The organism is Reyranella sp. (assembly GCF_004297405.1).
Taxonomy (GTDB): Bacteria; Pseudomonadota; Alphaproteobacteria; order Reyranellales; family Reyranellaceae; genus Reyranella.
In genome coordinates, this window is record NZ_SCVC01000021.1 from 509,646 (window position 1) to 523,909 (window position 14,264).

General features: G+C 63.8%; 17 protein-coding genes and 1 pseudogene. 13 read left to right on the forward strand and 5 right to left on the reverse strand.

Features of this window, described 5'->3' with window-relative positions:
- Nucleotides 1-321: 321 nt before the first annotated feature.
- On the reverse strand, nucleotides 322-708 hold the full coding sequence (locus EPO50_RS16075; protein ID WP_296345760.1) for an aldehyde dehydrogenase family protein: 387 nt from the start codon (nucleotides 706-708) through the stop codon (nucleotides 322-324).
- A gap of 282 nt (nucleotides 709-990) precedes the next feature.
- Here EPO50_RS16075 and EPO50_RS16080 point away from each other — a divergent pair, with 282 nt between their 5' ends.
- Complete coding sequence (locus tag EPO50_RS16080; RefSeq protein WP_296345762.1) at nucleotides 991-1,908, forward strand: MBL fold metallo-hydrolase; 918 nt, start codon at nucleotides 991-993, stop codon at nucleotides 1,906-1,908.
- 59 nt (nucleotides 1,909-1,967) lie between these two features.
- Here EPO50_RS16080 and EPO50_RS16085 read toward each other — a convergent pair whose 3' ends face one another.
- Nucleotides 1,968-2,483, reverse strand: a complete 516-nt coding sequence (locus EPO50_RS16085; RefSeq protein ID WP_296345763.1) for a GNAT family N-acetyltransferase — start codon at nucleotides 2,481-2,483, stop codon at nucleotides 1,968-1,970.
- Between the two features lie 183 nt (nucleotides 2,484-2,666).
- Between EPO50_RS16085 and EPO50_RS16090 the strand changes: the two genes are divergently transcribed.
- The 9 genes from EPO50_RS16090 to EPO50_RS16130 all read left to right on the forward strand — a co-directional run bounded on the left by EPO50_RS16090 (nucleotide 2,667) and on the right by EPO50_RS16130 (nucleotide 11,635).
- Entirely contained in the window at nucleotides 2,667-4,202 is a 1,536-nt protein-coding gene (locus EPO50_RS16090) for a winged helix-turn-helix domain-containing protein (protein WP_296345765.1), read from the forward strand.
- A gap of 265 nt (nucleotides 4,203-4,467) precedes the next feature.
- Nucleotides 4,468-5,124, forward strand: a complete 657-nt coding sequence (locus tag EPO50_RS16095) for a response regulator transcription factor (RefSeq protein WP_296345768.1) — start codon at nucleotides 4,468-4,470, stop codon at nucleotides 5,122-5,124.
- A gap of 81 nt (nucleotides 5,125-5,205) precedes the next feature.
- Nucleotides 5,206-5,559: a response regulator gene (locus EPO50_RS16100; RefSeq protein ID WP_296345770.1), complete on the forward strand. Its 354-nt coding sequence runs from the start codon at nucleotides 5,206-5,208 to the stop codon at nucleotides 5,557-5,559.
- A 97-nt stretch (nucleotides 5,560-5,656) separates the two neighbouring features.
- The gene (locus tag EPO50_RS16105; RefSeq protein WP_296345772.1) at nucleotides 5,657-7,783 is read left to right on the forward strand and encodes an ATP-binding protein; all 2,127 of its coding nucleotides are present in this window, start codon (nucleotides 5,657-5,659) and stop codon (nucleotides 7,781-7,783) included.
- Nucleotides 7,784-8,249: 466 nt separating this feature from the next.
- Nucleotides 8,250-9,035: an alpha/beta hydrolase gene (locus EPO50_RS16110; RefSeq protein ID WP_296345774.1), complete on the forward strand. Its 786-nt coding sequence runs from the start codon at nucleotides 8,250-8,252 to the stop codon at nucleotides 9,033-9,035.
- A gap of 11 nt (nucleotides 9,036-9,046) precedes the next feature.
- Complete coding sequence (locus EPO50_RS16115; RefSeq protein ID WP_296345776.1) at nucleotides 9,047-9,799, forward strand: SDR family NAD(P)-dependent oxidoreductase; 753 nt, start codon at nucleotides 9,047-9,049, stop codon at nucleotides 9,797-9,799.
- Nucleotides 9,800-9,838: 39 nt separating this feature from the next.
- A complete protein-coding gene (locus EPO50_RS16120) occupies nucleotides 9,839-10,600 on the forward strand; it encodes an SDR family oxidoreductase (protein ID WP_296345778.1) in 762 nt (253 codons plus the stop codon).
- 103 nt (nucleotides 10,601-10,703) lie between these two features.
- Nucleotides 10,704-11,129, forward strand: a complete 426-nt coding sequence (locus EPO50_RS16125) for a hypothetical protein (RefSeq protein WP_367268044.1) — start codon at nucleotides 10,704-10,706, stop codon at nucleotides 11,127-11,129.
- Nucleotides 11,130-11,176: 47 nt separating this feature from the next.
- Nucleotides 11,177-11,635, forward strand: coding sequence for a carboxymuconolactone decarboxylase family protein (locus EPO50_RS16130; protein WP_296345780.1), 459 nt, complete (start codon nucleotides 11,177-11,179; stop codon nucleotides 11,633-11,635).
- A gap of 92 nt (nucleotides 11,636-11,727) precedes the next feature.
- Here EPO50_RS16130 and EPO50_RS16135 read toward each other — a convergent pair whose 3' ends face one another.
- Both EPO50_RS16135 and EPO50_RS16140 read right to left on the reverse strand, forming a co-directional pair.
- A complete protein-coding gene (locus EPO50_RS16135; RefSeq protein WP_296345782.1) occupies nucleotides 11,728-12,201 on the reverse strand; it encodes a hypothetical protein in 474 nt (157 codons plus the stop codon).
- A 78-nt stretch (nucleotides 12,202-12,279) separates the two neighbouring features.
- The gene (locus EPO50_RS16140; protein WP_296345784.1) at nucleotides 12,280-12,462 is read right to left on the reverse strand and encodes a ferritin-like domain-containing protein; all 183 of its coding nucleotides are present in this window, start codon (nucleotides 12,460-12,462) and stop codon (nucleotides 12,280-12,282) included.
- A gap of 146 nt (nucleotides 12,463-12,608) precedes the next feature.
- Between EPO50_RS16140 and EPO50_RS16145 the strand changes: the two genes are divergently transcribed.
- Nucleotides 12,609-12,872, forward strand: coding sequence for a hypothetical protein (locus EPO50_RS16145; protein WP_296345786.1), 264 nt, complete (start codon nucleotides 12,609-12,611; stop codon nucleotides 12,870-12,872).
- A pseudogene (locus EPO50_RS16150) lies at nucleotides 12,829-13,047 on the forward strand (hypothetical protein); the annotation flags it as partial. The gene EPO50_RS16145 and the pseudogene EPO50_RS16150, both read left to right, overlap by 44 nt.
- A 333-nt stretch (nucleotides 13,048-13,380) precedes the next feature.
- On the opposite strand, the gene EPO50_RS16155 reads toward EPO50_RS16150, so the two are convergent.
- Entirely contained in the window at nucleotides 13,381-13,662 is a 282-nt protein-coding gene (locus EPO50_RS16155) for a PepSY domain-containing protein (RefSeq protein ID WP_296345788.1), read from the reverse strand.
- Between the two features lie 305 nt (nucleotides 13,663-13,967).
- Between EPO50_RS16155 and EPO50_RS16160 the strand changes: the two genes are divergently transcribed.
- Nucleotides 13,968-14,264, forward strand: a 297-nt coding sequence (locus EPO50_RS16160) for a hypothetical protein (RefSeq protein ID WP_296345790.1), incomplete at its 3' end; no start/stop codon positions are given.

The following is a 14,264-nucleotide window of genomic DNA, read 5'->3' on the forward strand; positions in this document are numbered from 1 at the left end:
CGAAAGGCGCCCGTGCCGCCGGCTTCTGCAGCATTGTTGCCGTGCAACACCCGTCGCTCGGAACAGGGAGTTTCCAGACCCGAGAACAGGGAATTTTGCGTCGACAACAGGGAATTTCTTGCTGCCTGGACGGTGCACCGGTCAGTTCGCTGTTAGCGCTCGAGGTCGGAGACGAACCTCCGCCAGAGGCAATTCGCGGCGTCGTCGGCACTCAGCTTCTGTCGGTCCAATCCGTCAGCCGCCCGACCACCGAATGTCTCCATCAGCGCGTGCAAAGAAAGTTCGCCCCTTCGCTCGGTCAGGCTCAGAGCCTCGCTCTCGCTATTGGACCGGTGGGTCGTGCTCCCCTCGACGTGGGAAATCTCGTTGCTTCCCGAGAGCCCGCCAAGCGCCGCGCGATGCGACCGCATGCGGCATGTCGAAGTTGGGGTTTACGCTAGTCATCTCGGTGAAGACGGGGATCGGTTCGGGGCGCTGCTGCCCCCGGCGAACCAGCGCCATGCCGCCGGCCTGTGAGCCGGTGAAGGCAACGGCCTTGATGGCCGGATGATCGACGAGTGCCTCGACGGCCGCGTTACCGGCGCCGGCGATGAGCGAGAACACGCCTTCTTGTAGATCGACCGAAGCCGAGTGCGACGAACACAGGGGCCTGGCTTGGAAGGATAGAGCCTGAGTTGCAGGCCGACGTTTCGCTCCGTCTGCTCGCACGACAACACGATGACATCGATGTCGAGGTTGGTGATCGTGGGTTCGAGAAATGCATAGGTTGCGGCGTCGTCAGCGCTCCTTGCTGCGGCGGTCTCTGCCTGACTGGTCGCGCCAGCCGTCGGTCTCAGCGTCCCGATAGGCGTAGCCGATGCCTCCCTGCATGACGAACAGGACCTAAATCAAGGTATCGCTCGCCTTATCCCTCGACCCAATCGATCGTACGGACGGCTGCCCGTAGCGTCGTTGAGCCGTGTGTAGAGCGGTGATCAGAAGGAAACAGACATGAGCTTGGATATCGCACCACGCCCCGGTAGGCCGGGCACCGAAGAGCTGGTTCCGTCGCGCTACGCCGTGCGGATCGGCAAGGTCGACGTGCTGGTGATCAGCGACGGCGTGCTACCGCTTCCAACCGAGATGCTGGGACACAATGTCGGCGCCGCTGCGCGCGCGACCTGGCTGAACGACATGTTCCTGCCGCCGGACGCTTTTGACTGGGCGCTCAACGTGCTCGTGGTCCGGAGCGGCAATCAGACTATCCTGGTCGATAGCGGGCTGGGGGCCGACCCGAACCTGAACCTGTCACGGGCCGGGAAGCTGACTCAACGTCTGGAGGCCGCCGGGATCGACCTTGCGTCCGTGACAGACGTGGTCCTCACCCACATGCACATGGACCACATTGGCGGGCTCCTCGAGGACGACTTCAAGGACAAGCTTCGTCCGGACCTGCGGATCCATGTGGCGGCCGCCGAGGTCAAGTTCTGGGAGTCGCCCGACTTCAGCCATGTCCACATGCCGCCCGGTTTTCCCGACGCCCTTCGCTCTGCCGCCAATCGGTTCGCGAAAGCCTACAGCAACCAGCTCCGGCAATTCGACGAGGAGCACGAGGTGGCGCCAGGAGTGGTCGTCCGTCGCACCGGCGGCCACACGCCGGGTCACAGCGTCGTTCGCATCGCTTCCGGCAGCGAGGCCCTGACGTTCGCCGGCGACGCCATATTCGCGGTCGGATTCGATCATCCCGACTGGTACAACGGTTTCGAACACGATCCCGAGGAATCGGCGCGCGTCCGGATTCGGCTGCTGCAGGAGCTGGCAGCTTCGGGCGAGCAATTGGTGGCCACCCATCTGCCGTTTCCGTCCGTCGGCCGGGTGGCGGTCGATGGCGACGCGTTCCGCTGGGTCCCGGTCTTCTGGGACTACTGAGCCCCCGTTCGCTTAAGGCCGGACCGGGCGCAGTTTCAAAGCTGCGCCCGGCGAACCGATCAGCCGTACGCTTTGCCAGCGGGCCCTTTCTCGTCATTCGCAAGAGACGTAATCGCGTCGGTTCCGAGCATCCAGCGATCCCAATCCGGGTCAGGCGCTGCACCGACCCCGCGATAGAATGCCTGGGCACGCGCATTGTCCTTCAGCACGAACCAGCAGAATTTGTCATGGCCCGTTTCCCGTGCATGACGCGCCATGCGCTGCATCAATAGCCGGCCAACGCCTGCGCTGCGCAAGTCGGGATCGACGAACAGCCACTTCATCATCAGCAATGGCTGCAACGTGTGCATGAACGGGATCTCGTAGTGCACGGCCATACCACCGAGTCGGCCATCGCCGCGATCGGCGACGAAGGCACCGAACTCGGGTCGATCGCTAAACCCGCGGCGTAGCAATTCACCTTCAGTCAGCCGGAATCTCGTCCCTCGCTCGTAAGTGACGATGCCTTCCATCAGTCGCAGCAGTTCGGGCAGGTCCGTGCGCATCAGGGACCTGATCTGCAATTCGTCACTCATCGTTCGCCTCGCGAGCAGCTGACCGTTCTCCCGCTACTCTCTATGGTGTAATCGAGAGACGCTGCGATAGAGTTGCTAAAATCTGCTAATTGGATCGATTTCATGGGGGAACCTTCGAGTTTCGCCTTCGGCCCGTTTGTCTTCCATACGCTTAGTCGCCGCCTCGAGAGGCAGAGTGACCTGGTGGTGCTGAATTCCCGGGCGACGGATCTGCTGATGCTGTTGCTCAGGCGTGCGGGGGAACTCGTCTCGAAGGACGATCTTCTGCAGGCCGCGTGGGGCAATCGGGTGGTTGCGGAAAACAATCTCACCGTGCACATAGCCGCGCTGCGCCGCGTGCTGCGCACGGACGGCGATCCCGATCGCTACATCCGCACCGAACACGGGCGCGGCTATCGCTTCGTCATGCCGGTCGAGATCACTCAGGGCGAGCCCGGCGGGCTGATCGACGTCGTGACGCCGGCGGGCCGGCCGGTCGTGCACGGGATGTCCATCCTTGTTTCACCCGTCCAGTGCCTGCCGAACGACGACAAGTCGCGGACATTCGCAGCCGAGATTCGCCGGCACCTCGCCGTTCACCTGTCCCGCATTCCGGGCTTCGTGGTGGTCGGCATGCCGGCCGAAAGCGACAGTCTCGATGATGCGGCGGCGGGGAAGGCGTCGGCTTCGGGCGAGCCGGCTGCCCGCTACGTGCTTCGGACCGCGGTGCGGCCGGGCCATCGTGATGCGCAGGTCGTCGTGATGATCGACGATTCATCGAGCGGCGCCACAATCTGGGCGGACCGGTTCGAGCATCGGCATGTCGGGCTCGCCGTGATCGAGAGCGAGATCGCGAGCCGGCTGTGCCATGGCGTCGTCACGGAGCTGGTCGACCGCGAAGCGGCCCGGCCTCCCGAACTGGAGGGCGCCGCGCGCGTCGCCCAGTCGGTCTTTCGGGGGTGGAGTGCTCTCAATCGGGGCCTGCTGGTCCACCAGGACCTCGACGAGGCGAGGCAGCGCTTCGAACAGGCGCTGGTCGATGATCCGCTGAACGCTTCGGCAATGGCGGGACTGGCCTATGCGATCGTCGCGGGCAACATCCGCGCGACTACCGATCTCCGGGCCTCGCGCTCGAATGCCGCCATGGTGCCCGAGGTGCGCCGCGCCGACGAACTTTCGATGCAGGCGGTCGCGCGAGTACCGGACTGGCCGCGAGCCTGGTTCTGTCGCGGGTATGTCAGGTTGCGGCAGGGCCTGTTCGAAGCAGCCCTCACGGCGTTTCAGCGTGGGCTCTCCCTGGATCCCTGCGATGCGGAGTGCCTGGCCTATATCGGCCATATTCACTTCCTGACGGGGCAGCTCGAGGAGATGCGCACGCCGCTCGAACATGCGCTGACGCTTTGTCCGCGCGATCGGGGCGTTGGCCTCTGGCACCACTTCCTGGGGCAATATCATTTCTGGCATGGGCGCGACGAACTCGCGATCCCGTATTTCGTGCAGGGCACTGACCTGTGCCCGAGCCTCGTCTATCCCATGACCTTTCTGGTCGCCGCGCTCGCTCATGCCGGCCGCCTGATCGAGGCGCGCCGGACGCTCGATTCATGGTGCGAGGCGATGGGCGGTTTCGATCTCACGATTGATCACCTGCGCGCGCAGGTCTTCTCCGACGATCCGACTTATCTCGCCTGTCATGACCGCATGCATCGCGGGCTGAGGCTGCTCGCGGTGCCGGAGGCGTGAGTGATCGTACGTTGTCGTTTTAGCAAGTCTTAGCAAGCTCCTTAGCGACCTCGGCAGGCTGCTTCCCTAAGGTTCCATCCTCCAGCCCGCCCGACTCGCCGCGCGAGTTCCGCCAATGCGGGCCATCCTGCGATGAGGACGTACCATGCCCGGGTATACGGAAGCTCTTTCGGAAAGCCGGCCAATCTCGTCATGGAAAGCCGACCATGGATCGGCTCGCGCTGTGCGGGCACAGGGCAGCGGCGGGGCGCAACCCGCGTCTAGAATGGCGCCTTCTGGCGCGGAAGCACCGCTTGTCATCGTTGTCGACGATGACGAGGCGGTTCGGCTGGCTCTCGTCGAATTGATGGAATCGGTGGAGCTCGATGCGGTCAGTTTTGGCTCGACCCGCGAGCTGCTCGAGGCGGATCTGCCCGATCGGCCCGGTTGTCTCGTCCTGGACGTGCGTATGCCCGGCCTGAGCGGGTTAGATCTCCAGAACCAACTGGCCTCGAGCGGCGATGCGAAGCCCGTCATCTTCGTCAGCGGCCATGGCGATATTCCCATGACTGTCCAGGCAATGAAGGCGGGGGCGATCGATTTCTTGACGAAGCCCGTTCGAGGCCAGGCGGTGCTGGACGCGGTCAAGCTCGGGATCGAGCGCGACATCGCCCAGCGCGCTGTAACCCGTATCATCAGGACTCAAGCAAACCGCTTCGCCACGCTGACCGCGCGCGAGCGCCAGGTCATGAAGGAAGTGGCGCGCGGGCGCTTGAACAAGCAGATCGCGTTCGACCTCGGGATCAGTCAGATCACGGTGAAAGTCCATCGCGCCAACATGATGCGGAAGATGCAGACGACGTCGGTCGGAGAGCTCGTCCGCGCCTGGGAGGCGTTGCCGGCCCAATTGCGGGCCGATCGGCCGGCCGAACATCGTATCTGAGCACAGGAAAGCCATCAGGCGGCATCAATCGGGCTCGTGCGAGCCCCATCAACGAGGATCATCGGTTTGCCCAGCCTCCCCGTGATTGCGGTCGTCGACGATGACGAAGCAATGCGTGACGCCCTGTCGGAGCTTCTTCAGGTGCTGTCCATGGATTGCCGGACCTTCGAGCGGGCGGAATCGTTTCTCGCGGCCTACTCACCAGGGACGTTCGACTGCCTGATCTCGGACCTGCGCATGCCCGGCATGAGCGGCATGGGCTTGATCCGGGAGCTGAAGGCTCGTGGATCGCGGCTCCCGGTGATCGTCATCACATCGTCGACGGAAGTGGAAAGCCAGTCGGAAGCGATCGCAGGTGGCGCTTTTGCATATCTGACCAAGCCGGTGAGCGAAGAGCTCCTGACTCGGCATCTGAACGCGGCGTTGGCGCTGTAGTGCCAGCTACCTGAGGGCTCCGCGCCTGTGTCTGTGAACGGATTCATCAAGCGATCGCGATACGGAGGTTTCCTCGTCGCGAGCAGGGGGTGACGAGATGTTGCACAACCAGGGCCTTTCCCATCAGCGCGGCACGCCAGCCTCGGCAGGCGAGAGCACTGTGGGCGCCGGTACCGAGACGGGGCTGGCCGACCTGGCCTCGGAGAGTGTCATCGTCTGCGATCCGGAGGGCGTCATCCGGTACTGGAACCCTGCTTCCGAAGCGATCTATGGCTGGCCCGCCCTGGCCGTAGTCGGCCATCGGCTGGACGAACTTTTCTCCGGACACGATCTGGAAGAAGGTCACTGGCGGCAGTTGCTGCGGGAAGGGACGTGGCAAGGCCCTGTCCGTCGGCAAACTGCCGCCGGGGTGCCGATTACCACATCGGTCAGGCAGACGGTCCGATACCAGACGTCGGGCCTGCCACACGACATCGTGGAGTATGGCAAGGGCATCAGTCTCGGCGTGGCGAAGACAGGCCATGCCGAACTCGCCGAGCCGCATCGCGCCACGGCGGCTTGCTGGGAACTCGATGTCGCCGAGGTGCGTGACGACCTGGAGCGGATCGTTGTGCTTGCGGGTGACGATATGGGATCGCCGTTTGCCCAGGATCCCGGTCGGCTGGACCAACTGCTCGCGCGCTGCCGGATCGTCAACGTGAACGACAAGGCGGTGCGCCTTTTCGGCGGCAATGCGGACCGCATGACGATGCTGGCGCAGCCAATCCTGAATTTCTGGCCACCGCAGTGCCGTCCTATCTTGGTGGAACTGCTGGCGACGGTGCTGGCACAGCAATCATGGCGGATCACGCAGACCCGCGCCCTGCAGGCCGAAGGCCTTTTCCGAAACGCCTCCGTCGCGGCCTGGCGCTCCTTGGATCAAAGTCGCACCAACACGATCTACCTCATGATCAACGGCATCCTGAGCGACGACCGTTCCGCTTGGGAGTTGCATGCCAGCGAGGATCGCTATCGCAAGCTGATCCATCACATGCCGACCGCGCTCTGGCAGGTCGATGCGCGCGCGGCAGGCGAAGTCTTCGATCGGCTCAGGTCGGAAGGCGTGACCGACATTGCGGCCTTCCTCGACGCCCATGCTGAATTGGTCGAGCTGGCCAAGGACGTCGTCCGGGTGACGGAGGTCAATCGCGAGGCCGTGGCGCTGTTCGGCGGTCGAAGCGCGGCGGACCTCATTCGCCCGGTCCGCTATCTGTTCACCGCAACGCCCGACATGGCGAAGCGTGTCATGACCGCCCACTTCGAGGGGCGACGTAACTACATCGAACAGACCAAGGTCCTCACGTTCGATGGCCGGGTGAGGGACGTGGTGTTCTCGGTGACCTATTCCACGCCGCCCGAGCAACTCGACATGACGTTCATCACCATGCTCGATATCACCGAGCGATTGCGCACCGAGGCTCAACTCCAGCGTCTCGAGGCGGACTATGCTCATGCGGCCCGGATTTCAACCCTGGGCGAGCTTGCCACTTCCATCGCTCACGAGGTGAAGCAGCCGCTCGCGGCCATTGTGACGAATGCGGAGACCTGCCTTCGGTGGCTGGAGCGTGGCGATCCGAACGTGGGCAAGGTCAAGCACCTCACGAACCGGATCGTGTCGAGCGCCTATCGCGCCAACGACATCATCCAGCGTATCCGGAGTCTGGCGGCGCGAAAGGAGCCGGAGCGAAACACGCTCGATCTCCACGAAGTGGCGGAGGAAGCGCTGGCCTTCGTGCGCCATGAAATCGAGTCCCGGGGCATTGCCTGGTCGATCAATGCGGTGCCGGGATTGCCGATGGTGCTTGGAGATCGCGTGCAGCTTCAGCAGGTGATCGTCAACCTGCTCGTGAACAGCATACAGGCGATCTCGCAGGGGGACGGGCCGGACCGACGGATCAACGTCTCCGTCACGGCCGTCGACAGCGACTCGGTCGAGCTCTCGGTCCGCGATTCCGGCCCCGGTATCGCCAACGAAGCGCTGGGACGTGTCTTCGAGAGTTTCTTCACGACCAAATCGGGCGGCGTCGGCATCGGCCTCGCGATCTGCCAGTCCATCATCAGATCGCATGGAGGGTACATCCGGGCCGTCAACCAGCCCGCGGGTGGGGCGCACTTTTCCTTCGCTCTTCCGGCCATTCAGGAAGGGGCGGTCGGTTCGAAAGCCGAGATGCAGGCGCAGGACTGATGTCTGACGATGTCGGCGGAAGGCGACCGGCGGGATGAACGACCGCCCCGCCGTGCTCATGCTCAATCACCGCCTGGCGAACACTGCACGCAGGTACCGGCAGGCCTCCGCGACGGCAGCACGCGTTGCCGGCGTTTCGGCGACAGGATTGAGCATCATGAAGTCGTGGATCGTCCCATTGTAACGGACGGACATCACCTCGACACAGGCGCTGGCATGGTGGGCATCGCCAGTGATCCCTTGGTCGTAGGCATTTCGTGATTCCTTGTGCGGGTGACGAGCGGTGCGCGTGATGCGTCGCTCTTGCGAGCATTTGCGCTCCTGCGTCGCGCGCGAACCATCCGCCGGAAGGTGTGGTCGGATTAAACCCTGGGATTAGCTCACCGAATCCTCGGATGAATGGGCGCGCAGAACGCCTTCGACCATTCTCCGCCCAGTTGGTCGGTCAGGCCGTCGAGGAGGTGAAATGCGAAAGCTGCTCTTGGTTGCGTCTGTGGCCGCTGCCGCCGGACTGGCCACTCATGCCGAGGCACAGTCGCCGGCCGTGCAGCCCCTGCCGACGATCATGCTGGTGCACGGCGCCTTCGCGGAGTCGTCGAGCTGGAATGGCGTCATTGCCGCGCTCGGCACGCGCGGATACCGGGCGATCGCCGCCGGCAATCCACTGCGTGGCGTCGCAGGCGATGCTGGCAATGTCTCCGCCGTCGTGAAAGCGATCTGGTCTCCGGTGATCCTGGTCGGCCATTCCTACGGCGGTTCCGTCATCACCGAGGCGGCGAATGGCAACTCCAATGTCAGGGCTCTGGTCTATGTCGCGGGCTGCATGCCTGATGCCGGCGAGTCGAGCCTGGACCTGTCAGCGAGGTTTCCCGGCAGTACCCTCGGCGATGCGCTGGCTCCGGTCGCGTTGCCGGGCGGCGGCCAGGACCTCTACATCGCGTCGGCGAAGTTTCACGCGCAGTTCGCGGCAGATCTGCCAATCCCACAGGCGGCCCTCATGGCGGCGACGCAGCGGCCGGTGACGGAAGCGGCTCTCGCCGAACGCGCAGTCGACCCCGCCTGGAAGCGCCTGCCGTCCTACGTGATCTACGGCTCGGGCGATCAGAATATTCCTGCCGCCGTCATGAAGTTCATGGCGGAACGAGCGAAGGCCCGAAGGATCGTCGCGGTCGACGGCGCGTCCCACGCCCTGATGGTCTCGCACCCCGACAAGGTCGCTTCCCTCATCGAAGACGCCACCACGGCGCAGTGAAGGGAAATCCCATGTCAACGCTGACCGGCAGGGTCGTCATCGTCACCGGCGGAAGCTCCGGCATTGGCCGTGCGGCGGCGCTCGGATGTGCGACGCGAGGGGCTAAGGTGCTCGTCACGGCACGACGTCGTGCGCAGCTCGATGAAGCCGTCGCGGACCATCCCAACATAGAAGGGTTCGTGGCCGACGTTGCGAGGCCCGAGGACGCCGCGCGGACGATCGCAATGGCGGTCGAGAGATGGGGCCGGCTGGACGTTCTGGTCAACAATGCCGGAGCGGGCGCGATCCTTCCCCTGGCCGATGTGAGTGCCACGGCCATCACAGGGATCTTCGCCGTGAATGTCGTCGGTCCAAGCCTGCTGACGGCCGCCGCGCTGCCTTATCTCGAAGCCGAGAAGGGTGCGGTCATCAATGTCTCCAGCACATTCGGTCAGAAGCCCGGCGCTGGTCTCTCGCACTACGCGGCGAGCAAGGCGGCACTGGAGCACCTCACACGCTGTTGGGCTCTCGAACTCGCGCCGCGCGGCATTCGTGTCAATGCCGTTGCGGCCGGTCCTACGGAGTCGGGCGCGCTGACCGGGATGATGGGACTGTCGTCGGAGCAGGCAGCAGCGATCGAAGATCAGGAGCGGCAACAGATCCCGCTCGGGCGGCGCGGCCGGCCCGAAGACGTCGCGTGGTGGATCATCCGACTCGCCGAGCCCGGCTCGGGCTGGATCACCGGACAGGTGATCGGAGTCGACGGTGGCCTCGCGCTCACCTGACCAATCAGCGCATCAACGCATCAACAAGGAGAAGTCGTCATGAAGATTGTCGTCATCGGCGGAACCGGCCTTATCGGTTCGAAGGTCGTCGATATCCTGAAGGGCAAGGGTCACGAGACGATCGCGGCCGCCCCGAATACCGGCGTGAATACGATCACGGGTGAGGGACTGGATGCGGCGTTGGCCGGTGCCCAGGTCGTGGTCGATGTCGCGAATTCGCCGTCCTTCGAGGATAAGGCGGCGATGGACTTCTTCCAGACGGCCGGAAAGAACTTGACCGCGGCCGAGGTGAAAGCCGGCGTAGCGCATCACGTGGCGCTCTCCGTCGTCGGGACGGACCGTTTGCAGGCCAGCGGCTATTTCCGCGCCAAGCAGGCACAGGAAAGCCAGATCAAGGCTTCTCCGATTCCCTACACGCTGCTTCACGCGACCCAGTTCTTCGAGTTTCTGCGCAGCATCGCGCAATCGGGGAGCAACAGCAGCGACGTGCGGCTTCCGCACGCTCTGTTCCAACCCATGGCTGCCCAGGATGTCGCCTCCGCCGTGGCCGAGGCCGCCCTGGCGGCGCCTGCGAACGGCACGATCGAGGTCGCCGGACCGAAGACTTTCTCCATCGATGAGTTGGTCGGCCGCGTCCTCGCCTTTGACAAGGACCCCCGCCGCATCGTCGCAGATCCCGAAGCTCTCTACTTCGGCGTCAGGCTCGACGATGGGTCCCTCATGCCCGGTGAGAACGCGCGGCTGGGCGGTACCGAGTTCGATTGGTGGCTGACCCACGTGCCGCCGCCGCCGAAGCGGTAACCCGATGGGCAAAGGGGAACGTCCACAATGTGCCTAGATCCGCGAGATTCGCGAGATCTACGCCAGGTCGGAGCGGCCGACCGTTCTGAAGACGAGGAGTCAGATGATGCTGAAGACAATCTGTCTTGGAGTTGCGGCCGCTCTCGGTGTCGCCGCCGAGGCCAACGGCATCTTCATGCTCTGGTCGCCCGAAGCCTGGTACCTGGCGGTGCCGGGCGTGACGACGACGGGCCCGTTCAACCAGCACTTCGTCCGCGATATAGGGCTGATCTTCCTGTTCGTGGGCACTGCGTTCCTGGCTGGAGCCTTCCTGCCCGGGCTCCGTGTCATCCTCTGGACGACGCCCACGCTCTGGCTCTGGGGGCACGCCCTCTTCCATTTCTGGGAAGTCGCCGTCGGCATCTGCGGCCCGTCGGTTCTCGCGCGGGATTTTCCCGCCGTCACTTTTCCCGCCCTCGTCGGCACGGTTCTGACCCTCTGGGCCATTCAGTCGGCTCGTGCCGCCGAGAGTGCCCGCACGTCTTTGTAACGCGCACCTTCCACCACTCATCACAACCAACTGCAAGGAGAAGTCCGATGAAGCCACGCATGAACATTTTCCAAGTGGCGCCCGAGGGCACCAAAGGCATGATCGCTGTCGAGGCAGCCATCGAGAAGAGTGGCCTCGAGCATGGCCTGGCCGAGCTGGTGAAGCTGCGCGCGTCGCAGATCAACGGCTGTGGCTACTGCATCTACATGCATGCCAAGGACGCCGTTAAGCACGGCGAGACCGACATGCGTATCCACCTGCTGAATGCCTGGCGGGAATCGCCGCTGTTCACCGCCCGCGAGCGCGCCGCGCTCAACTGGACGGAGAGGCTGACCAGGATCGCAGACGCCGGCGCGCCCGATGAGGACTACGAGCTGCTCAAGGGCCACTTCAACGAGACCGAGATCGCCTATCTCACGCTGCTGATCGGTGCGATCAACGTCTGGAACCGCGTCCAGGTCGGCTTGCGCTGGATCCACCCGGTCGAGGGGGGCAAGGCTGCCTGAGCAGCAAGCGATATGGGTGCGGTCTTCGGGACCGCACCTTCGTTGCGCGGTTGGGCAGATGTGGTTGCTGCGGCATGCGGGCGCGTCGGAAATCAGCCCTTCGTCTGCAGGAAGCTTCGCGGGTGCCTGTCGCCATGGGACTGGAGTTCGGCCCGGCACGCCGCGCTGAAGGCGAAGAGCGGATCGAGCTCGCCGGCGGGAGCGATCTCGGCAAACAGGCGGACATCCTTGTTCGGCGCAAAGTAGGTCGCGCCGATCTGTGACATCACCTTTTCGGCCTCCCGCAGGGGACCTGGTCCGCCGAAGAGGCGAATCGTGCTCACGATCGCATAAAGGGACACGAGCTTCGCTGGATCCTCAAGGTCATGCTCGAAGGCGTCGACAAAGAGCCGCGAGGCTTCCCGTATGAATTCGCCATAAAGCGCTTCCCGATGGGCTCGCTCCTGCGCCCGCTGGGTGGCGCGTGCCTGCGATGCCTGCGTGGTCCATGTGGTGGCGAAGGATGCCAATGCGCCGATCGCAGATCCGGTCAATGCGGCCAGGGTGGAGATATAGGCGGGATCCATCCGTGCCTCCTACCGGGCAGAGGCACGGCGGTCGATTGGTCGAAGGCACCGATGACCCTGTCCAAAGGTATCGGATCGTCAGGAATGTCCACCCGAAGCCTGGCCGCTTTCGAACAGGAACCAGATCCGGCTCTCTGTCTCGCCGATCCAGCCGTCGACTAGGCTCATCGTGGCGGCATCGCCATGCTCCTCGCAAAGCCTGTGTTGCTGGCGCAGAATCGAGAGGAGCTGTCGGTTGTCGTCGCGCAGTTCGGCCAGCATCGTTCTGGAGCTTAGTGCTCAAAGGGTTGCAAGCCGTCTCGAGCATTTGTGCGCAAGGGCGCAACCGAGGACCTGGGCCTTCGTTCAATGTCCTTCTTTGGGTTGCGACCCGCAGTTTGAAGGTCTCTGGTTTTAGGAGATGTCGAATGGCCAGCTCGAGGTCCGTCGAAATCGAGATCCTCACCACTGAGGAAGCCGATGTCCTGCGGGCCATCGTGCAAGGGGACCGAGGGCCGGATTTCCGCGCGGCTGCGCTGATCAGGCTGAACCATCTTCGTTTGATCATGTCGCCGGGTGTCCACGGGTTTCTACCGACGGCACTCGGGATCGCCTGGTGCAGAACTTACCCAAGAGGGCAGGAACCCAATGGCAGCAAAGAAGAAGGCCCCTCGCAAGAAAACCGCGCGTAGGAAAGCGGCCAAGCGTGAACTGATCGACACCGGCATCAACAAGCTGTTCGTGCGGCGCAACGCGCGCGGCACCTCGTTCAAGGAAGTCGAGGATGTCGGCCGGTCGCTGGCCGCCGATCTTCGGCGCAAGGCTAAGACAGTGGCGAAGCGCGGTCAGGGTGATCGCGGGGATCGACCCTCAACTCAGCGGGTTGGGAGCGCATTTAGGCCTGCATGCAACCGCGGAGCGGGCGGTGCGTTCGCTTGTCTTCTTCGGTCTGCGTCCCTCGCGGGACCGAAGGGCCCAAGTTTGGAGTACTTGGGAGGGCCCGTTCCAGTGGGGTGGGCGGGCCCACTCTCCCGATTCCGATCTCTACCGGACTACCACGGGAATCGTAGCAGGACGTGCAACCTCTCAGCGTGGTCGTGCATTGGGTCGGTATTCGGGCAGTTGTCATCCATTGCTGCTGCGAACTGCTCCCCCGAGAAAGGAAAGGGCCCGCTCCCCCGCGGGCCCTTTCTTATGTCGCTAATCTGGCTTCTTGGTCAGGAGCTTGAAGTCTGCATCGAAGGTCAGGTCGTACTTCTTCCCTTCCTGGCAGGTCGACTCCTCGACTTCGAACTTGCCGTTTGGATGGGCGGCGGCCTTGTCGTCGTCGAACTCCATCTTGCCGCCACTGCAGCCCACCTCCTTGAGTGCGGCCTCGAGCTTTGGGCGTTCCGCATCGGTGATCGGGCGGTCCTTGGCCATCGCTATCGTTGCCGGCAGGGCGATCGCGGCGGCGAGGATCGTCGGCAGCATGAGTTTCATTCGTGCCTCCTTCTGTTGATCTCATGACAACTGAGCGCTGTTGAAGGGGTTGCGATCATGTGTCTGTGAGGCGCCACTGTCCGCCGGTCGCACGCTGTCGCGCAGGTAGCTCCCCGCTGGCCAGGAGGCCACCCTGAAATAGCCTGTCCCATCTCCCTCATATGTCGAAGCCCCGCCCGGTGATCCCGGTGCGGGGCTTTTGTCGTGTGAGCACGCTTTCGTCCCGCCGATGTGCCGCCGGGTCGCAACCAAGTCCGCCGTCACTCATTTTCTCCATTGCCATTGTGCTCAGTGGAGGATGATCCATGGCTGGCAATAAGGCGCGGCCGGACATCAAGCGCGCTTATGGCCGATACAGCGCATCCGACCAGGCAGATAAAAGCCGGCGCGATGAGCAGCGCGACCATGGCGTTTCTGGCCACCCGTCGAAAGATGCTCCCGGCCAGGCCAAAAAGGGCCGCCCACAGCAATCGTCGAAAGGGGCGTCCGGCACGAGTCGTAAGCCATCGCCGTCTGGCCTTCCTCGCGAGAAGGAATACGAATGCCTCAATCCGGGCGCGGGTGGGCCGCCGGGCCAGCAACAGGAACGTGACAAGCCGAAT

Bases quoted from the DNA above. Each gene is read 5' to 3' on its own strand.
- EPO50_RS16125 (WP_367268044.1), top strand. From the start codon at position 10,704: ATGATGCTGAAGACAATCTGTCTTGGAGTTGCGGCCGCTCTCGGTGTC.
- EPO50_RS16145 (WP_296345786.1), top strand. From the start codon at position 12,609: ATGGCCAGCTCGAGGTCCGTCGAAATCGAGATCCTCACCACTGAGGAA.
- EPO50_RS16135 (WP_296345782.1), bottom strand. From the start codon at position 12,201: ATGGATCCCGCCTATATCTCCACCCTGGCCGCATTGACCGGATCTGCG.
- EPO50_RS16105 (WP_296345772.1), top strand. From the start codon at position 5,657: ATGTTGCACAACCAGGGCCTTTCCCATCAGCGCGGCACGCCAGCCTCG.
- EPO50_RS16130 (WP_296345780.1), top strand. From the start codon at position 11,177: ATGAAGCCACGCATGAACATTTTCCAAGTGGCGCCCGAGGGCACCAAA.
- EPO50_RS16095 (WP_296345768.1), top strand. From the start codon at position 4,468: ATGGCGCCTTCTGGCGCGGAAGCACCGCTTGTCATCGTTGTCGACGAT.
- EPO50_RS16110 (WP_296345774.1), top strand. From the start codon at position 8,250: ATGCGAAAGCTGCTCTTGGTTGCGTCTGTGGCCGCTGCCGCCGGACTG.
- EPO50_RS16080 (WP_296345762.1), top strand. From the start codon at position 991: ATGAGCTTGGATATCGCACCACGCCCCGGTAGGCCGGGCACCGAAGAG.
- EPO50_RS16155 (WP_296345788.1), bottom strand. From the start codon at position 13,662: ATGAAACTCATGCTGCCGACGATCCTCGCCGCCGCGATCGCCCTGCCG.
- EPO50_RS16115 (WP_296345776.1), top strand. From the start codon at position 9,047: ATGTCAACGCTGACCGGCAGGGTCGTCATCGTCACCGGCGGAAGCTCC.
- EPO50_RS16140 (WP_296345784.1), bottom strand. From the start codon at position 12,462: ATGCTGGCCGAACTGCGCGACGACAACCGACAGCTCCTCTCGATTCTG.
- EPO50_RS16085 (WP_296345763.1), bottom strand. From the start codon at position 2,483: ATGAGTGACGAATTGCAGATCAGGTCCCTGATGCGCACGGACCTGCCC.
- EPO50_RS16120 (WP_296345778.1), top strand. From the start codon at position 9,839: ATGAAGATTGTCGTCATCGGCGGAACCGGCCTTATCGGTTCGAAGGTC.